Genomic DNA, 18,116 nt, shown 5'->3' with positions numbered 1-18,116 from the left:
GAATGCTCTTCAATTGCGGACCATCAATGACTGGATTCGCAGCTTCAGGTGTCGAAACTGTATCGCTCGGGCGTGAAAAGAATTTGACCTCACGTTGCATCTCGCTTGACGCGCTATTACTGGTGCCCGGACACGAAGCCGCGACGAACGGTCGGCTCGGGCGGCCGGCAGATCCGGCGGTGCGGCCTCGCCGGCAGGCTCGTATCTGAACGCTCAGGACACCGAGCTCCCGGAGTGCCTTCGCCGCGACATCCGCGGATCCCTGGTCAGCCGACCATGGCCCACCTGCCGGAGGTTGCGGTTATCCCACGCGCACAACTCGGGGGCGCTGACCCATCGCCTGGTGGATCCGCGCCCCTCGGCGCACCTGCTTAAGCCGATCGGCCGAAGGACCAGGCGGAGCATCCCCTGTCGGTGGACCCGGCCGCACTCGCTGGCAGCGGGCGATATCGGTCACCGGCCGTCAGGCACTCGGCGCTACCCACGACCGCAGCTGCGAGGTACCCTCGACTGCCAGTACCTGGCCTTACCAGTGACATAACCCCAGGCAGGAGGCACCTCCCCCTCGCGCGCCGCAATAGGGAACCCCTGCTCGGTACATCACGACTGAAGGAGAACGCCCACCGCCGTTCGACGAGAATCGGAAAGACGCCGCGATGACCATGCTCGTCCGCAATGCCGCTCTGACCGGCTACCTGGATCTCGTTCGGTCTCGGAAAGTTGACCCACTTCCCTTACTGAGGTCGGTGGGACTGCAGGCAGCCGACCTGGCCGTGCCAAACCAGTGGATCGCCATCGACGCCGCAGCTCAACTGCTCGAGCGGTCTGCGGTGGCAACAGGTCTCGAGGACTTCGGAATTCGCCTGGCCGACAGCCGGAAGGTGACCAACCTAGGCCCGATCAGTGTCGCTGCGCAGGGCGAGGCGGATCTGCGCGGCGTACTGATGTTGCTCGGCCAATATCAGCACATTCGCAGCGAGGCCATCAATATCCGGATCTCCGAAGCGGACGACCTCGCGAAGGTCAGGATTGACTTCAACCTAGGTCCCGACGTCAACTCCACACATTTTTCTGAGATGACCGTGGGGGCGCTTATCCGTCTAATCAAATTCGTTGTCGGAAACCAGTGGAATCCGGCACATATCTGCTTCACCCACGACGCGCCGGCCACCCGGACACGTCACCCCAAGACCTTGGGGAAGTCGGTCCGATTTGGCGATAATAATTTCAATGGTTTCGTATTTCCTGCGAGCGACCTAGACCTCCCGAACAAACTGTTTGACACGTTGTTTCAATCGTTCGCGAAGGAATATATCGACACCATCGCCAGCCCGCGCCCCGTCGATGACCTCGATCGCGTCCGTGAATTGATCGAGACCACTCTCCCGACCGGCCGGTGTTCACTGCAGCATGTCGCGAAGACCCTGGGAGTCAACCGCGTCACGGTATATCGACTTCTTGCCCGGTCGAACACCTCATTCTCGGAGATGGTGAATAGCATCCGAGCGGAGCTGGCCCGGAGATACGTCACCCAGCAGACACGCTCCCTAACGGATATCGCTGGACTGCTTGGATTTTCCGAGCTCTCCGCGTTCTCGCGATGGTTTCGAAACGAGTTCGGATCCAGTCCAACGGTATGGCGGGCGGAACGCGGGAACGGGTCCCGGTCGGCGTAGCCCAGCGACACCGGTGGGCAGACAGCTGCCGATGTCGAGGAATTCGTTGACGGTGAAGCAAGCCCTGAGTTGCTCACGGACGCGAGGACCGGCAGCTACTGGGCTCTTTACTTCAGAGGACTCTGGTACAAGGCTATTCTCCCCGCTGGCCACCAGCGGAATTTGCCTTGGTGCAGGCCCGTGACCACCTCCTCGGAACCGGGAACCTGTGGTCATTCGTGCTCTTTCCGGGCGGAATAATGTCGGATCCGACGGAGACCGTTCGATGCTGTTGAGCGCATCGAGTACCACGTCGGCGCTCGTGGTCGGGATTCGGAAGTGTTCGCCCTCCGACGCCCGGAGGCGGTCCCGCACGTAGACGAGCATGGCGAGTTCGCGTTCGAGGTCTGCTGCGGTGCGGTCGCTAACGACTCAGAATCGTGACACGGAGGCCTTCGTCCGAGAAGACTGGCGGTACGGTGTCTCCAGCTCACCCAGTCCGCGAGGGGACGTGCCGTGATCGCAGGTCAACACCCCGAACGACGAAACCCCTAAGTGCGAGCGGATCGGGTTCCACCTCTGCGTGTTTCGGTATGCTCGTACCGTCGGCGGCAACGCCGACAGCACGCGTGGGAGCGAGTTGCTGGTTTGGTCACCGGAATGCTTTTCCCGGGTAGACCCACGCTGCGGTCGGGTTCGAGCGTGGCAGGTCGTCAATTGGGACATTATTGCCTGCCACGCTTCATCATATCGGGGGGGTATTCGACGCAGCGGGAGGGGATCTGGTGGCGTACAACGTGAGCCCGGATGCACCGGCGAGTCGGTTGGATCCGGAGGCCGGCACCAGCACACGCCCGCATCGAAGCCCGCCGGCTACCGTTCCGCCGACACGTACAAAGACCGCGCACAGGAGCGTGACTCGGCGCGGGAACTGGACCGGATGGTCGAGGACGCAGAATTCACCCGCGCTCGGAAAGACCTGGAGCGGGCCTTCCCCCGGGCGACAGTGCCCGAGGTCTCCGAACGTAAACGCCGCGAGCTGCCGATCCCGGATTCGATTCGCCGAGGCCTGAGTTCGCGTCAGCGCAAGGTGCGCTCGGTGAACAAGCACCAGGCGCAGTCGCGGTTGCCGGCCGTCGGGTACACCGCCGTGCAGAACCTGATTACCGACCCGGACCGGTGGAACACCGTCGGGGAGGCGTTGTCGACGGCACGCGGTGACGCGCAGCAACTGGACGTGAAGATGCGGTCGCAGGTCCAGCGCGTGGACCAGGCGATTCAGACCGCGGAACGGTTCAACGACCGAGGGCACATCCTCTACTGCGCGGTCACCCTCCCCACCAGGTGCCTCAGGAAGCGGTCAACCTGCCCTCGACCCTGCAGCCGGGATCGCGGCTGGACTTCGACCGGCACACAATGGCCACCCATGCCCTGCACGAACTCGACCCGACGGTCGGAGAGCGGGACGTGGTGTTCGAGATCGAAACCGGCCGGGGCATGTATATGGGGAGGTCGGACACCGTCGACGACACCGCACACCTGCTGCCGCGCGGAATGCGGTTCGAGGTGGTCTCGGCCGGTGAGGGGCGATACCGTCGCCCGGACGGCAGTATCGGCCGACGGATGATCGTCCAGCTGCGAGATGTCACCAAGGAATGAGGGGAACGAGATGGGACTGTTCACCGACGACAAGGGCCGACCCGAGCTGGTCGTGCACCCGGACATCAAGTTGGGACGCGCGCACTTCCGGCCCGTCGACGACCAACCCGAGAGCGAACCCGAGGAGACCCCGAAGCAACGCGCCCGCCGGGAGCTGAAGAAACGGATGACCGACGAGCGGCTCGCGAAACAGAAAACCGAAGGCACCAACCCCGAGAAGGGGTAAACGCCTCCGGCTCATCCTGTGCATCCGCAGTGTCCATACTCTAGCTCATTCTTGCTCAGGTACTAGACAGCACGCCTTGTTCGAGCGGCCCCGGCACCGCGATCAGACGATCGCGGGACATGTCATCACCCCTGGTGAAAACCGCACTCCGTAGTGTTCGGTGCGGCGGCCAGGAACGGTCGCACCTCGAGCCACTCGTGGATCGGCTTCCCACCCGCCCCTGGGGCTGCGGACAACTCGCCGGCCAGCTCGAGCGCCCGCTCGTGGGTCTCGACGTCGATCACCATCCAGCCGGCGATCACGTCCTTGGTCTCCGCGAACGGCCCATCGGTCACCGGCGGCCGCCCCTCACCGTCGTACCGGACGAACATGCCCTCCGCGGAAAGTGCCTGACTGTCGACGAACTCGCCGGTGCCCTCCAGCCGGGCGGCGAAGTCGTTCATGTACTGCACGTGGGCGGAGATTTCCTCCGGCGTCCACTGGTCCATCGGTACGTCGTTGAGCGATGCGGGCGCGCCGCGGTAGTGCTTGAGCAGCAGGTACTTGGCCATCATGTTCTCCTTTGGTGCGGTGCGGCCCATTGTGGCCGTTTCACTGCGGGGACGAAGCCGTGCGCGGGTTCTCGACATCCCCGGCGACATTTCCTAGCTCAGTTGTCGGATGCGGGGAGCGTGTCGGCGAGTTGCTCGAAAAGGGCCGGCCACCCGCGGCGGAGCCAGGTCAGCCGGCCGCGGTCGAGGTGGCCACCGTCGATGAGGTGGGAGAGGCGGTGTTGCTGCGCGGGGACACCCAGCTGACGGAGTTTGGCATAGACGGGGTTCACCGGGAGCCGGTGGCGGGCGATGTATGCCCAGACGTCGGTGGTGGTCCAGTCCCAGATCGGCCTGTACGCGGCGGTGCCGTCCGCGCGGGCGATGATGCCGTCGCGGCGGCCGCCTCGGGTGTTGAGCATTCGGCGGGGGCGGATTCGTCGGCCCGCATACCCCACAGCTCACCCGGCCCGAGCAGTGCGTGCGCGCGGCGAGCGGGTTCAGTGATCAGCGCCGCGTGCAGATCCACCATCGCCGCGGCCGCACCGTCGGTGAGTGCGGTGTGGTTCCACAGGCCGGAGTCGGCGAGCACCTGCAGCAGTGGTGGGTCGGTGGGGATGCAGTGCAGGTCCAGCCGCCAGGTGTGGGCGAGTTCGGTGAGGTAGTCGTAGGTTTCGGGGTAGTCGAGGCCGGAGTCGAAGAACACCACCGGCACCTCCGGTGCGACGCGGCGGGCCCGGTCGAGGATGACGAGCGAATCCTTTCCGCCGGAGAACGCGAGGTACCCGTCGTGGCCGGCCAGATGTGACTCGATCCGAACGGTGATGTCCGCGATGGCCTTCGCGCCAGCTCTCGCCGACGGCCCTCGAAATCCACGCAGTGCGGCGAGATCCAGGCCAGGTTCCGATGTCGTCGCTCCGCCACTCACCCATCGGCAGTGCGGTGTGCATAGGGGACCTATGGCCCATATGGGTGCCAGCAGCAGACGCGGAGCCGCGACATGCTGGATACGGCACCTGTCGTCCCGGCGTACCCGCGCCCGGGCTTCGGCACCGGCGTGATGTTCTGCGGTTGAATGGACGGCATGGGGTCGTCCGCGGTGGAGCAGCTGTGGCAGGCGTTGTCCGAGAACGAGTTGGCGTTGGTGTGCGTCCGTGGCCCGCAGAGTCGGTGGGCGGATCTGCGGACGGTTGGGGAAGACGGCGCAGTGGGGCTGACCTGGCTTGTCCGGGAGGCAAGTGAGATCGCCGAGCAGTACCCCCACGACAGAGCGAAATCGTGACGCCGCCGGAACTGACTTCGGAGCAGGACGTGGTGTGGGCGGCCATCGACACCGTCGGCGTGGATCGGGTGATGGTGGGCAGCGATTGCTCCTAACCGTTGGGTGAGCGCCCCGGCGGTGAGGTGGTACGTAAGAGCAAATTTCTCGATGAAAGGGATCTCCAGATCGATGTCCGGTGGATGGCCTATCTGTCTTGTCCTACGACCACCGTATCGTCGATCCGCCGACGCCGCTCGCTACCTCACCAGCGTCCGCTGCCGTCTCGAAACAGTCGACACTCTCACCGCCACAGCGGAACTCGCGGCTGGAACACCAAGCCGCCGACCATGACCTGCACCACAAGCGTGACCCCAAAACCCGGCTATACCGCTTCTGGCTACCTAGCTGGTGGACGCGGCGCGTTGCGGGGCTGGGCCGGTGGTGCCTCGGATCTGGAGGCTGACCGGGAAGACTCGCTTGCCGGGTTGTTCCGGTGTGTTGTCGTCGAGTCGTGCGAGGAGGAGCTGGACCGCTTCGGCGGCCATGTCCTCGATGGGCTGGTGGATGGTGGTGAGGTTGATCATTGCCCATCGCGCTTGTGGTGAGTCATCGAAGCCGATCACGGACAGTTCGGCGGGTACGGACACGCCGAGACGCGCGGCCGCGTCCAATGCTGCGAACGCCAATTCGTCTGTGACGCAGTAGATTGCTGACGGTGGATGATCCATCGACAGCAGTGATGTCGCCATTTCCACGCCGTGCTCGTGAGTCATGGTTGCCCGGCGGATGTAGTGGTCGGGTAGGGCGATGCCGCGGCGTTGGAGTGCGTGCCGGGCGCCGTCTTCGCGGGCGGCACCATTGGTGCGGTCGCGCGGTACCGACAGGATCGCGATGTCGCGGTGACCGAGGGCGGTCAGGTGCTCGATCACCAGCTCGCCGGCACCTTCGTCGTCGGAGAGGACCACTTCGAGAGACAGGGTGGGATCGTCGCGGCTCAGGAGCACCACTGGGGTGCTTCGTTCGAGCACTCGGCGCACGGTGCGGGATTTGCGGCGAGCGGATACGAAGATCATCCCGTCCACGGTCGCCGGGTCGAGGACGTCCACGCTGTCGACGCCCTCGGGGACGTCCGGGTCGCGTATGAGGGCCATGCGATAACCGCGTTCGCTGAGCCGGTGCTGAATGGCGTCGACGACGGTGGGGTAGAACGGCGAGGTCAGGTCGGCGACCACGACACCGATCGCCCGCGCCCGTCGGGTGACCAGGCTGCGAGCCGCGGAGTTGGGGACGTAACCGAGTTCCCGGGCTGCGGCAAGTACCCGTTTGGTCGTCCGCTCGGCGACGGCGGGGTCTCCTCGCATGACACGGGAGACTGTCGACTGGCTCAGTCCCAGGTAGGCGGCGAGATCGACACTGGTTACCACGTGCGGATCATACCCAACGGTGGGCCGGGTTCGGATGACGTCGCCGCGGGCCCCGGGGCCTGGGCGTGGCGCCGTGTGGTCGGCGTCGAACGGCTTCGACGGGTCGTCCTCGCACACACCTCGATTGCTGGTGGGTGTGCCTTCCTCGTGGGTTTCATCGGAGAGCCCCGCCCTCCTCGGTCCGGGATTGGTGCTGCGGGCGCGGGGGAGATCGGCGGCGGGTGCGCCGCGGTCCGGGAATCTGGACCGCGGCACTCGCGCGGATCGCCGTCGAAGTATGCGCCGGCAACGTCCGTACCTCCGGTTCGGCCCGGCCGAGCGCGGCGCCGGCGGCCGACCGGAAACGGTTACCCACTGTCAGGCGGTGTTCCGGCCACCGCTGAGGTCCAGTGTCTGTCCAGTGACGTAGCTGGCCTCGGTCGAGAGCAGCCAGGTCGCCAGGGCAGCGAATTCTGCTGTGCTGCCGACCCGGCCCATGGGAACCCGGGCCAGGAGCGCGGCGTTGCGTTCGGGACTGAGGTCGTCGAGCATCCGGGTGTGCATCATCGAGGGTGCGATCGCGTTGACGGTGACGTTGTGTGTGGCGACCTCCTTGGCGGCGGTTTTGACCAGGGACACCACGGCGGCTTTCGATGCGGAGTAGGCGGCCTGGAAGGGATTACCCTCCCGCGCCGAGATCGAGGACAAGATCGCCACCCGGCCATACCCCTGCTCGGTCAGCGTGGGAAGTAGTGCGGCGAGGCCGTGGAAGCAGCCGTCCAGGTTGACACTCATGGTCTTCGACCAGCCCTCGAACGGCATGGCCGTGATCGCGGTTTCCGGTCCTTGGATGCCGTGCGCGAAGAGTGCGCCATCGAGGCGGCCATGGGTGGCCAACACACGGGCGAGGGTCTCGTCCCAGGCTGCACGGTCGGTCACGTCGAGAGCCGCGATGTCGCGGCCCGTCCCGTCCCCGTCGCCGACGACGTCGGTGCACACCACCGAGGCGCCTTCGTGGATGAGTCGGTCCACTGCCGCTGATCCGAGGCCGCCGGCGGCGCCGGTGACGAGGATGACGCGTCCGGCGAATCGGCCGGGATAGAACGTCGAGGGGTCGGCGGTGGTGACGTGCAGGGAGTCGGTGGTGTCGACTGCGGTCATCGAATCGCTTCCGTTCGTTCGGTGTCGGCGGTGGTGATCAGCTGTTGTGTTGCGGCCATGAGTCTGTGCAAATGTTCTGTGATGCCGTGTGATTCGACGAAGGCGACGTCGGGAACCTCCACGCTGACCGGGACGCCGGGCAGCGCCGCGAGGATCTCGATCAGGGGAAACGCGCCGTCCCCGGGCACCTGACGTGTCGCGCGCGACTCGATCTGGCGGTCGGACCCGTTGGTGTCCTGACCGAGCGGCATCCGCGGCGGCGCCTCGAGGTGCGGGACCGCGGCGGGACCGTCGCACAACTGGATCACCTGCACCGCTCCCGGCGGAACAGCCGCGAGGTCGCCGACGGTGCCCCCGGCACGGACGAAGTGCAGGACGTCGAGCATGATCCCGCACCCGGTCTGTTCCGCCACGGCGGCGGCGGCGCGGAAGGTATCGACCTTCTGATACGAGATCGGCTCGATCGAGGCGGTGATACCGAACTCGTGGGCATCGCGCACCAGCGCAGCCAGGGAATCGGTCAGGCGATGGCGGTCGTCGTCACCGCCGATCACGTTGAGTACCCGGGCACCGAGGGCGGCGCCGGCCTCGAGCACCGGCATCCACTCACCCCGACCGCGTACGCCGTCCAGGGTGAACGCCTCGACATCGAACACGCGCACACCGGTGCTGTCGAGACGAGCCCGCGTCTGCGCCGACATCGGGGAGCCCGCGGCCATGGGATACCGGGTCTCCGACGTGGTGGCGGGATGCACCCGCGCGCCGACGGAGGTGAAGCCGCAGTCGGCCGCAGCTTCGACCAACTCGGGAGGGGGTAGATGCAGAGCCGACAGGTGGGCCAGCCCGATGGGTCGTGTCATGAACAGTCCTTTACGCGGTTTCCAAGGTGGGAGTTGACGGACAGCTGCGCCCTACTTATGCTGTGAATCACAAATTTACTACGTAGTCATTCAAGCACTGCGCCCCCTCCGCCGCAACCGCCCCTTCGGCTCGGGCTTCACCCCAGGAAAGAACCCCCACCCATGACAGTTTCGAATGTTCCAGCCTCGGAACCTTATTCGTCCTCCGGCCGTACCGGACCGGTCGACGGCGAGGCGCCCGCACCGCCGCCGTCCGGCTCACGGCGGGCGGCGATGGCCAGCACGGTCGGCGCGATCGTCGACTGGTACGACTTCTTCCTGTACGGGACCGCCGCCGCCCTGGTGTTCGGACCGATGTTCTTCCCCTCCGAGGACCCGACCGTGGGTGTCCTCGCCTCGCTGGGCTCGTTCGCGGTCGGTTTCGTCTTCCGCCCGATCGGTGGGGCGATCTTCGGCCACTTCGGTGACCGGGTCGGCCGCCGGAAGATGCTGGTGATCACCATCTTGATCATGGGTCTGGCCAGCACCGCCATCGGTCTGCTGCCCAGCTACGCCGCCATCGGCATCGCGGCCCCGATCCTGCTGGTCAGCCTGCGCGCGGTGCAAGGCATCGCCGTCGGCGGCGAATGGGGCGGAGCGGCCCTGATGGCGGTGGAGAACGCGCCGAAGAACAAGCGCAACTTCCTCGCCAGCGGGGTACAGATCGGATCGTTCCTCGGCCTACTCCTGGGCACCCTGGCATTCTCGATCGTCACCAACCTCACCACCGAGGAGCAGTTCGACACCTGGGGCTGGCGTCTGCCGTTCCTGGTCAGCATCCTCTTCGCACTCGTCGGGCTCTGGATCCGCAGCGGCGTCCCCGAGTCGAAGGTGTTCGCCGAACTCGAAGAGACAAAGAAGAAGCAGGCCGCACCGCTGCTCGAGGCCCTCAGGACCAGCCCCAAGCAGATCCTCGCCATCATCGGGATGCGCCTGGTCGACCAGAGCACGTTCTACATCGGCTTCACGTTCTCGCTGGTCTACGTCAAGAACTACACCGACACCCCGCCGAGCAGCGTGCTCACCGCATCGATGGTCGCCCTCGTCCTCGCCGTACCGACCACCTCGCTGTGGGGACTGCTCGCAGACCGGTTCGGTGCCCGCTGGTTCTACATCGTCGGCCCGCTGTGCGCTGCCGCGGCCGGTGTCCCGTTCTTCTCCGCCCTCGAGAGCGGATCGATGCCGATGATGATTCTCGGGTTCTTCATCCTGATCAACCTCGGACACAACATCTCCGCCTCGGTGCAGCAGACCTGGTTCACCGACATGTTCGACGCCCGCATCCGCTACAGCGGCGCAGGCTTCGGCTACGCCGTCGCCGGGGCCGTGGGCGGCTTCGTGCCCCTGACCGCCACCGCCCTGCTCGGCGACAGCGGAAACTGGACCCCGGTGGCCATCCTGCTCGCCGCCGCGTCCCTCGTGGCGCTCGTGACCGGACTGTGGTCGTACAAGTGGACCGGGCAGGGCCGGCGATGACCGACACCCTCTCGTGCGATCTGCTCGTCATCGGCGCCGGAGCCGGTGGCCTCGCTGCCGCCGTCACCGCCGCCTACCACGGCGCGAACGTCATCGTCGCCGAAAAGGCCGATGTCTGCGGCGGGGCCACCGCCTGGTCGGGCGGATGGATGTGGGCGCCGCGCAACCCCCTCGCCCGCGCCGACGGCGTCGACGAGGACATCGAGTTGCCGCGCACCTACCTGCAACACCGACTCGGGACGAACTTCGACGCCGCCAAGGTCGATGCGTTCCTGGCGGAGGCGCCGCGCATGGTCGGGTTCTTCCATCACAAGACCAGGCTGCAGTTCGTACCCGGAACCACCATCGCCGACATCCACGGCGGCACCCCCGGCGCCGGGACCGGACACCGCTCGGTGGCACCCCAACCGATCGACGCCTACCAGATCCCCGCCCCGGCTCGGGCGAAGCTGCGCTGGCAACTCTACGAAACCTCGTTCCTCGGCATGGGAATCATGGCCGGCCCCGACCTCCAGGCGTTTCTGCACGCCACCCGCTCCCCGAAGGCCTTCGGGCACGCCGCACGTCGGGTCACCCGGCACCTCATCGACCTGGCCACCGCACGCAAGGGCATGCAACTGGTCAACGGCACCGCCCTGATCGGACGGCTCCTGTCCTCCGCCGACGCACTCGGCGTCGACATCCGCGTCTCGTCGCCGGCACGCACGCTGACCACCGACGACTCCGGGGCGGTGACCGGAGCACAGCTCGACGGCCCCGACGGCCCGGTCACCATCCACGCCGCCCGGGGAGTGATCCTCGCAACCGGTGGCTTCCCCAGCAACGTCGACATGCGCAAAAAGTACTTTCCGCGCACCCCGACCGGGCGTGAACACTGGACCCTGGCCCCCGACACCACCACCGGCGACGGGATCGCGCTCGCCGAATCCGCCGGCGGCCGCCTCGACACCACCCTCGCCTCACCGGTCGCCTACTGCCCGGTCTCGCTGGTGCCGTACCGCAACGGCAAGACAGGTGTCTTCCCGCACATCCTCGATCGCGGAAAGCCCGGTGTCATAGGCGTATTGGCATCAGGTAAGCGGTTCGTCAACGAGGCCGACGGCTACCACGACTACACCACCGCGATGATCGACGCCGTTCCCGACGGGCAGCAAGTGTGCTCGTGGTTGGTCTGTGATCACCGGTTCCAGCGCCTGTATCCGTTGGGAATGTCCAAACCGCGCCCCATCCCGGTCTGGCCGTACCTGCGCTCGGGTTACCTCAAGACCGGTCGCACCCTCACCGAGTTGGCACAGCAATGCGGCATCGACCCCGCCCAACTCCACACCACGGTCGCATCGTTCAACGACAATGCCCGACGCGGAGAGGACCCCGAATTCCACCGCGGCGAAACGATGTTCAACCGCGGCTCCGGGGATCCGGACAACCCGTTCCCGAATCCCTCACTCGCCCCGCTGGAGAAGGGACCGTTCTACGCCGTCAAGGTCGTACCCGGAAGCTTCGGGACCTTCGCCGGTATCGTCACCGACGCCTCCGCGCGTGTGCTCGACGATTCCGACACCCCGATAGCAGGTCTCTATGCCGTGGGATCCGACCAGGCCAGCGTCATGGGCGGGCACTACCCGTCCGGCGGCATCAACATCGGACCCGCCATGACCTTCGGATACATCGCAGCACGACACGCCACCAGCGCCACGGATTCGGAGGAGGAGTCCGGCAGCCCCAACGTCCGTGACACACAACCGGCTGGTTGACACCCAGTCAGCGGTCGGACGACGCCGGCGGACGATTCGAGAACGTCACCGGCGCCGCCCGTCCTGCCGATGTTCGACGACATCAGGGCGCAGCGCTCTTTCGGCACGACCCACCCGCCCGCCGCTTCCGTAGTCCCGATCAGATCTGTGAATTCTTATGAACTGTCGTGAGTATCGCCAATGGCGCCAAAGGCGTCGCGCCACCTGGATCGAAGCCAACCGCACACGCAGCCATCCTGATACCGAGGCGGAGCACCTCATCGAGTTCGCCAGGACGTGGGCACCATACGGGGGCGCTGCCGAGGAGGAAATACTTGTGCACTTCGGCATGACAACATCCCGATTCATCGAACGATTGTGGCAGGTGATCCCCGAATCGAACTGTGCCCAAAACGAGATACGAAATTTGGCGAACGCATACCCTCACCAACGGACCGGCGACCTAGAGCGCTGACCGTCCGACAGGTCGGAACCTGAGTGGACATCGGGATAGGCAAAGCCGTCGACAGGTGCGACATGTGGAATCGCCACGACAGTCGCATTCTCGACAGCCCCTGACTGTTAAGGGAGGGTTCCAATGGCTGTGCGGCCAACTCAGGGCTTGGTTGTCTCATCCTCATACACACGCGCTGACGAGTTTGAATTTAGTTTAGGTGTGGTCGACACTGGGGTCGGATGGTCTGGGTCAAGCCGGAAAGCGAATCTCCTGCAACTGAATCTTCGGTGCTGCGTCTAGAGGTCCTACATAGAGCACGTGTCCGGGGTCGTCTCCTGCTGATGTCTTCGGAAGCCCACTTCGCACTCGTGGCGAACAGCGCAACCGCGGTGGAGTGACGGCGATCGCTGCGGCGAGGGAGATCAGCACTGGCCCGCCGCATCAGACGATCTCCCGGGAAAGGGCGTCGAAGGAATGGAGGGCGGTGTGTTGGAAGGCAGGTACGAGCGCAGGGGTGATTGTCCGGGTGGCGGCTTGGATTGGCGAGGCAGTTAATCCATCGGCGACGGCGGCTGCAACGACTCCCCACCCGTTCAGAGGAAGGACACCGATGGCCATCAGTATCGCCGGGCTCGTCGCGGCGATCAGTATCAGAACCGGACGGATCCGCGGTGGCTGATTCTCGTGTGCGCTTCCCAACTGCGAAACTGGGTCATCGGGGAGGTTGACTCGCGATAGACCCACATCAATTGTGTTCTTCGAGACTGTCGCAACCGATCTCGTCTAAAATCTGCTTCACTCTTGCTTCGAATCGTTTGGTTGACATTCCAAAGTTGACGAAAATATCCTCCTCGGCTGGACCCCCCCTAGGGGGCGCATCTCCGCGCAAAGGTGAGTATGTCCTCGACTTCTCTACTGCGTTCAGGGAGTTGGGTACGTCGGCGCTCTGCCTCACGTCGTCTATCGCGCCATCGACGGTAACGACGGATCTCCATCTCAACTGGTGTTGTTCGCGCAATTTGTAGATCCGGTGTTTCCCCCTGGCGTCCCCCGGTTTCGGTTGCTGACATGGCATTCTCTGTTTCGAAGTGAAGACCTGTGTCTAGTCGACCAGGTGGCGGGGGGAATCGCAGGTTTCGGGGTTCGGATCGACCGAATGTGTTGGTAAGGACGGTGTGTGATGATGCTGTACGGCGAGTGCCGCCAGAACGGATGAGGAGTACACCCGGTCAAGGGTCGCAGCATCGCAGGGGACGACCGGCCGCTGCTGGTGCCGTTGTATCGCGGCCAAAAGTAGTCGTCGGTACTCGGCGACATCGATGCCGAATTCGGACTGGATCGTTCCGGGTGTAGGTTCGCCGATCGGTGCCCAGAAGATCGCGAGATCGAGGACGTCGTCGAGATGAACGCGTGGCGCCATCATGGCCGCTTTCTGGCTTGTTGCCGGAGCCGTTATTGCACCCGTGGGTGGCGTGGTGATGTGCGGTTTGTTGCGCGCGATCTCTGCGTCATCGCCTCGCGGTCATTCTCGTGTGGAGCGCGACCGGATTTTGAGGATGATCAACTCGGAATCGTTCGCGTCGCTGAGTGTGCCGAGAAGAGTGAATGGCTGACTATCTGCCAGGGGCGCCTCGTGCGCGAGTGTTTGTGCATATCAATCCTGAGGGTCTGGGATCGTGAGCTGCCTCGCGGAGTGTCGAATGTATTGCGGGCCAGTGCTGTTAGTTCGAGCGAGAGTGGTTCCGCCTGCTCGGCAGCTACCGATGGGCGACTCTGTCGTGTCGGATCTTTGGGCTGCGACCGATTCGCCGGCGAGATGGCCCGGATTGGTACTTAGGAACTGTGCGGTGACATCAGGGTCGACGATATGCGCGGTGCTCCATCGTTCGGTTGCGTACGTTTGTGCCGCAACCGCAAGAAGCGATCCTGCATTCGGCACGCGGCGGCGCAGGACGATCGACATGACTGTGATGACGGCATGGATCAGAAGGAATAGCACTGTGAACGGTCCTGCTGGTCGGAGATTAACGATATTTCGGTAATAGTGTGTCGTTGCGCGTGATTCGCACCGTGCTGGCGCGGCCCGTGGCACGACCGGGCACGTCAGGACCGCTGTTCCTGCTCCACGACCCAGCGTAGGGCGCGCCTCACCCGGCCGGTGACGGCGTCGCGATACCGCACGACGCCGCCGGGCGAGGAAGGGGAGCTACGCGGTGACTCTGTCGGTGGCCACGGTGTCGTCGTCGAAGGTCATTTCCGGTGCGGGCCGGCGGAAGCCCTTGGTCAGAACGGCCAGATAGACAACGCCGATCGCCAACCATACGCCGCCGATTTGGAGAGCGACGTCACCGAGCCTCGTGAGCAGATAGACGGAGACGGCGCCGCCGATGACCGGCATCACCAGGTACGAGAAGAGGTTGAGGGTGCGACCGTGTCTGTGCTCTCGGACCAGGTGGGCGATCACGCAGACGTTGACCACGGCGAAGCCGAGGAAAGCACCGAAATTGATGAACGAGGTGGCTGTGGTCAGGTCGAGTTTCATGGCGATGACACCGGCGGCCGCGGTCAGCAGCAGGTTGTTGACCGGGGTGCCGGTCGTCGCCGACAGCCTGCCGAAGACGGCCTTGGGCAGTACGCCGTCGCGTCCCATGACGTACATGAGGCGGGCGGCGGACGCCTGCAGGGCGATGCAGGAGGCAATGGATCCGGCGATGGTGACGAAGTTGATGATCTCGGCGTACGTCTCGCCGCCGACCTGGACCTTCAGGTGGTAGGCGGCCGCGTCGACGTCGGTGAACAGCGCGCCCGGGTGGACGAGTTGCATGACGAATGACAGCACGATGAAGATCGCGCCGGCGGCGATGACGCACCCGACGATGCCTCTGCCGATCGTCCTCGCCCCGCCCCTGGTCTCCTCGCCGAGTGTGGAGAGGGCGTCGAAGCCGAGGAAGGAGTACGCGGCGATGGCGGCGGCCGCAGTGACCGCGCCGATCGAAGTGCCGGAGTTCCACAGGGCGTCCGTGGCGGGTGCGGAGGAGCCGTGTTTGCCGAGGAAGACGACACACAGGGTGGCGAAGAGGACCAGCGACCCCAGAGCGATGAACATCAGGACCTTGTTGACGCGGTCCGCGAGTTTCATGCCGAAGACGTTGATGGCGGTGGTGATGCCCACCGAGACGATCAGCCAGACCCACTTGGGTATGTCAGGGAACTGGGCGTTGAAGTAGATCGCCGTGATCAGCCAGCCGACCATCGGGATGAAGAAGTAGTCGAGCAGCATCGCCCAGCCGGACAGGAAACCGATGCGGCTGTCGAGCATCTTGCGGGCGTAGGTGTAGACCGACCCGGAACCGGGCACCGCGCGCGCCATCTTTGCGTAACTCAGCCCGGTGAGCACCATCGCGAGGGTGGCGACGGCGAACGCCGTCGGGGCCACGCCGCCGCTGGTGGCGGCGACCACGCCGAAGATCGTGACGACGATGCCGGGGGATATGTAGGCCAGGCCGAACAGGATGACGGAGAAGAGGCTCAGGTCGCCTTTCAGTCTCATGGTGTTCCCAGTTGTCTCGCTGTTCATCGTGGTGGCTCCTCGGTGGTGTGGGCGGCGTTCCAGGTGGCGGGGTCGATACGGCCCCCGTACAGCGGGAGTTCGAGGGGCGCGTCACCGGGGCGGAACTGGTCCCAGACGCGGTTGAGGCCGGCGGTGCCGTAGCGGCGGACGTTGCTGACCTCGTCGAGGTCGATCACGTCGGTGAGGGTGGAGTCGCCGGCATCGACGGTTTCGGCGCGCACCGTGCCCTGTGGATCGACGACGAGGCTGCGGCCGATCCCGGACGGGGCGGCGGAGTTGACGCTGGCGACGAAGACCTGGTTGGTGATGGCGTTGGCGCGGCTGAGGACGACTTCCTGCGTGCGGTCGCTCGTCGGGGTGCGGACCACGTTGACGATCAACTCTGCGCCCATCCAGGCCAGATGGCGGGAGACCTCCGGGAACCAGGTGTCGTAGCAGATGGACAGTCCGATACGGCCGACCCCGGCGAGGTCGACGACCTCGAACCGGTTGCCGGGTGCGGTCGTCTCGTAGGGGCGCCACGGGCAGATCTTGCGGTACGCGGCGAGGCGTTCGCCCTGCGGCGAGTAGACGGGTGCCGTGTTGTGGATGCGACCGTCGGCGCCGCGTTCGTAGACGCTGCCGGGTACCAGCCAGATGCCCAGGTCGCCCGCGAGTTCGGCGAGGGCAGCGTCCCGTTTGCCGTCGAGCGGCTCGGCGGCTTTCTCCGGCGCGGCCGGAACGCCTGGGGCGCTCTCGCCGAGGTGTAGTTCGGGGTAGACGACGAGGGCGCCTGGTGCGCGCAGCTTCACGCGCCGCTCGACGTCGGAGGTGAAGCCTGCGAGGTCGTCGGCCGGGCGGCCGGGCGCCTGGGCGAGGATCAGGGGCAGGGGGCGGGTCATGCGGGGAACACCAGCCAATCGAAGGTAGGGCTCTGGAGGGAGCAGTTGATGGTGGTTCAGGCGCCGGGGGCGTGGGCCGGGCGGCCGGGGTGAGACAAGCGTGGGCCTCGTCACATATAATTTCAAATACTTTCTAGGGCTGACTTACATGCCTTTGAGGCATGCAAGTGCCATGTCTCCTCCGTCTTCCGAGAGGCCACTTCCAATGGAACTGCGGGTGCTGCGCTACTTCCTGACCATCGTGGAGACCGGTTCCGTCACCAAGGCCGCCGAGGAGGTCCGCGTCGCCCAGCCCTCGCTGTCGCGCCAACTGCGCGGCCTGGAGGCGTCGTTGGGCATGACGCTCTTCGACCGCGGCGGCAGACAGCTGATCCTGACCGCCGCCGGCCGGCGCTTCCTTCCGTTGGCCCGAGATCTGGTCGCCCGAGCGGACGCCGCCGAGGCCGCAGTCGGAGCACTTGCTTCCGGTCGCGCCATGCGGATCACCGTGGCGGCGCCGCCCACCACCATCACGGACGTGATCGCACCGTTCCTGGCCACCTGGGGACCGGAGGATCCGCTCGTCACGGTGCAGGCGGAGAGCCCGGCCCGCGCGTACCAGGCCCTGGGGAGGGGCGCCGACGTAGCCATTTCCACGGCGCCTCCGAGGCGCCGTTTGGCCGGGCTGCCCGTGGCGCGGCTGCCGCTGTGGGCCTATGTGCGGGCCGACCACGCCTGGACGAACCGGGACGGCGTCACGATCGGGGAACTCGCCGCGGCGCCCCTCATCGTCCTCACCCCGGCGCACGGCACCCGACGCGTCCTGGACCATGCCGTGCAGGACGCCGACGCCTCGTACGACATCGTGCTCGAATGCGATACTCCGCACGTCGCCCAGGCCATGGCGGCGTCGGGCCACGGAATTGCGGTGGTCTCCGACGATCCCCGCTTCGACCTGCACCCGCTGCTGATCCTCGACGGCGCGGGCGAGCCGCTGCAGATCCATCTGCACGCCGCGTGGGACCCCAGCCACTATGCGCTGCGCAGCATCGAGGCCTTCGCCACGGGGCTCTCGCGCTTCTGCGTCGAGCAGTACGGGCCTCAGGTCACCGCCCGCGGATGAGCTGGACGTATACCTGGCGGGCAGCCTGATCAGACCGGACAGGCATTGGACGGCGGCCCCGGCGGGCCCCAGGATGCGGCGATATCCGTATCTGTTGCCGGC

Annotated in this window: 15 protein-coding genes; 7 read left to right on the top strand and 8 right to left on the bottom strand. The window is 65.6% G+C overall.

Translation table 11 applies throughout. The features are described 5' to 3' along the window. Positions 1–656: 656 nt before the first annotated feature. The 3 genes from JWS14_RS41860 (at position 657) to JWS14_RS41850 (ending at position 3,540) form a co-directional block, all read left to right on the top strand. The gene (locus JWS14_RS41860) at positions 657–1,676 is read left to right on the top strand and encodes an AraC family transcriptional regulator (protein ID WP_206016358.1); all 1,020 of its coding nucleotides are present in this window, start codon (positions 657–659) and stop codon (positions 1,674–1,676) included. 1,323 nt (positions 1,677–2,999) lie between these two features. Then, positions 3,000–3,314, top strand: a complete 315-nt coding sequence (locus JWS14_RS50660) for a hypothetical protein (protein ID WP_241031746.1) — start codon at positions 3,000–3,002, stop codon at positions 3,312–3,314. Positions 3,315–3,324: 10 nt separating this feature from the next. Further along, positions 3,325–3,540 carry a hypothetical protein gene (locus JWS14_RS41850; RefSeq protein ID WP_095869798.1) on the top strand — a complete coding sequence of 72 codons (216 nt, stop codon included), beginning with the start codon at positions 3,325–3,327 and terminating at the stop codon, positions 3,538–3,540. A 125-nt stretch (positions 3,541–3,665) separates the two neighbouring features. Here JWS14_RS41850 and JWS14_RS41845 read toward each other — a convergent pair whose 3' ends face one another. From JWS14_RS41845 to JWS14_RS41840, 3 genes are all read right to left on the bottom strand, one after another. Further along, the gene (locus JWS14_RS41845) at positions 3,666–4,094 is read right to left on the bottom strand and encodes a YciI family protein (RefSeq protein WP_095869799.1); all 429 of its coding nucleotides are present in this window, start codon (positions 4,092–4,094) and stop codon (positions 3,666–3,668) included. 95 nt (positions 4,095–4,189) lie between these two features. Then, positions 4,190–4,420 carry a phosphoadenosine phosphosulfate reductase domain-containing protein gene (locus tag JWS14_RS50655; protein WP_241031846.1) on the bottom strand — a complete coding sequence of 77 codons (231 nt, stop codon included), beginning with the start codon at positions 4,418–4,420 and terminating at the stop codon, positions 4,190–4,192. Continuing rightward, positions 4,360–4,998: a phosphoadenosine phosphosulfate reductase domain-containing protein gene (locus JWS14_RS41840; RefSeq protein WP_241031745.1), complete on the bottom strand. Its 639-nt coding sequence runs from the start codon at positions 4,996–4,998 to the stop codon at positions 4,360–4,362. Before JWS14_RS41840 ends, JWS14_RS50655 begins: the two co-directional genes overlap by 61 nt. Positions 4,999–5,154: 156 nt before the next feature. On the opposite strand from JWS14_RS41840, the gene JWS14_RS41835 reads away from it, so the two are divergent. Beyond that, complete coding sequence (locus tag JWS14_RS41835; RefSeq protein ID WP_095869800.1) at positions 5,155–5,352, top strand: hypothetical protein; 198 nt, start codon at positions 5,155–5,157, stop codon at positions 5,350–5,352. Positions 5,353–5,732: 380 nt separating this feature from the next. Here the strand turns inward: JWS14_RS41835 and JWS14_RS41830 are convergent, their stop codons facing one another. The 3 genes from JWS14_RS41830 to JWS14_RS41820 form a co-directional block, all read right to left on the bottom strand. Next, complete coding sequence (locus JWS14_RS41830) at positions 5,733–6,755, bottom strand: LacI family DNA-binding transcriptional regulator (RefSeq protein ID WP_206016357.1); 1,023 nt, start codon at positions 6,753–6,755, stop codon at positions 5,733–5,735. A 357-nt stretch (positions 6,756–7,112) separates the two neighbouring features. Then, positions 7,113–7,895, bottom strand: a complete 783-nt coding sequence (locus JWS14_RS41825) for an SDR family oxidoreductase (protein WP_095869802.1) — start codon at positions 7,893–7,895, stop codon at positions 7,113–7,115. Continuing rightward, positions 7,892–8,755, bottom strand: coding sequence for a sugar phosphate isomerase/epimerase family protein (locus tag JWS14_RS41820; protein ID WP_095869803.1), 864 nt, complete (start codon positions 8,753–8,755; stop codon positions 7,892–7,894). The genes JWS14_RS41825 and JWS14_RS41820 overlap by 4 nt, the downstream gene beginning before the upstream one ends. A gap of 273 nt (positions 8,756–9,028) precedes the next feature. On the opposite strand from JWS14_RS41820, the gene JWS14_RS41815 reads away from it, so the two are divergent. After that, positions 9,029–10,270, top strand: coding sequence for an MFS transporter (locus JWS14_RS41815; RefSeq protein ID WP_241031744.1), 1,242 nt, complete (start codon positions 9,029–9,031; stop codon positions 10,268–10,270). Beyond that, on the top strand, positions 10,267–12,024 hold the full coding sequence (locus tag JWS14_RS41810) for an FAD-dependent oxidoreductase (RefSeq protein ID WP_095869992.1): 1,758 nt from the start codon (positions 10,267–10,269) through the stop codon (positions 12,022–12,024). The genes JWS14_RS41815 and JWS14_RS41810 overlap by 4 nt, the downstream gene beginning before the upstream one ends. A 2,642-nt stretch (positions 12,025–14,666) precedes the next feature. Here the strand turns inward: JWS14_RS41810 and JWS14_RS41805 are convergent. Both JWS14_RS41805 and JWS14_RS41800 read right to left on the bottom strand, forming a co-directional pair. After that, positions 14,667–16,037: an APC family permease gene (locus JWS14_RS41805; RefSeq protein ID WP_206016356.1), complete on the bottom strand. Its 1,371-nt coding sequence runs from the start codon at positions 16,035–16,037 to the stop codon at positions 14,667–14,669. After that, entirely contained in the window at positions 16,034–16,912 is an 879-nt protein-coding gene (locus JWS14_RS41800; protein ID WP_206016355.1) for a carbon-nitrogen hydrolase family protein, read from the bottom strand. The genes JWS14_RS41805 and JWS14_RS41800 overlap by 4 nt, the downstream gene beginning before the upstream one ends. A 205-nt stretch (positions 16,913–17,117) precedes the next feature. Between JWS14_RS41800 and JWS14_RS41795 the strand changes: the two genes are divergently transcribed. Then, on the top strand, positions 17,118–18,014 hold the full coding sequence (locus tag JWS14_RS41795; protein WP_095869810.1) for a LysR family transcriptional regulator: 897 nt from the start codon (positions 17,118–17,120) through the stop codon (positions 18,012–18,014). Positions 18,015–18,116 lie beyond the last annotated feature (102 nt).

This window comes from Rhodococcus koreensis (assembly GCF_017068375.1).
Classification (GTDB): Bacteria; Actinomycetota; Actinomycetes; order Mycobacteriales; family Mycobacteriaceae; genus Rhodococcus_F; species Rhodococcus_F koreensis.
Note: the sequence above shows the minus strand (reverse complement) of the source record. Positions and strands in the feature narration are given on the sequence as shown.

Coding starts and splice junctions, on each gene's coding strand:
- JWS14_RS41805 (WP_206016356.1), bottom strand. CDS start 16,037: ATGAACAGCGAGACAACTGGGAACACCATGAGACTGAAAGGCGACCTG.
- JWS14_RS41815 (WP_241031744.1), top strand. CDS start 9,029: ATGGCCAGCACGGTCGGCGCGATCGTCGACTGGTACGACTTCTTCCTG.
- JWS14_RS41825 (WP_095869802.1), bottom strand. CDS start 7,895: ATGACCGCAGTCGACACCACCGACTCCCTGCACGTCACCACCGCCGAC.
- JWS14_RS41795 (WP_095869810.1), top strand. CDS start 17,118: ATGGAACTGCGGGTGCTGCGCTACTTCCTGACCATCGTGGAGACCGGT.
- JWS14_RS41860 (WP_206016358.1), top strand. CDS start 657: ATGACCATGCTCGTCCGCAATGCCGCTCTGACCGGCTACCTGGATCTC.
- JWS14_RS41850 (WP_095869798.1), top strand. CDS start 3,325: ATGGGACTGTTCACCGACGACAAGGGCCGACCCGAGCTGGTCGTGCAC.
- JWS14_RS41800 (WP_206016355.1), bottom strand. CDS start 16,912: ATGACCCGCCCCCTGCCCCTGATCCTCGCCCAGGCGCCCGGCCGCCCG.
- JWS14_RS41820 (WP_095869803.1), bottom strand. CDS start 8,755: ATGACACGACCCATCGGGCTGGCCCACCTGTCGGCTCTGCATCTACCC.
- JWS14_RS41835 (WP_095869800.1), top strand. CDS start 5,155: ATGGGGTCGTCCGCGGTGGAGCAGCTGTGGCAGGCGTTGTCCGAGAAC.
- JWS14_RS41845 (WP_095869799.1), bottom strand. CDS start 4,094: ATGATGGCCAAGTACCTGCTGCTCAAGCACTACCGCGGCGCGCCCGCA.
- JWS14_RS41810 (WP_095869992.1), top strand. CDS start 10,267: ATGACCGACACCCTCTCGTGCGATCTGCTCGTCATCGGCGCCGGAGCC.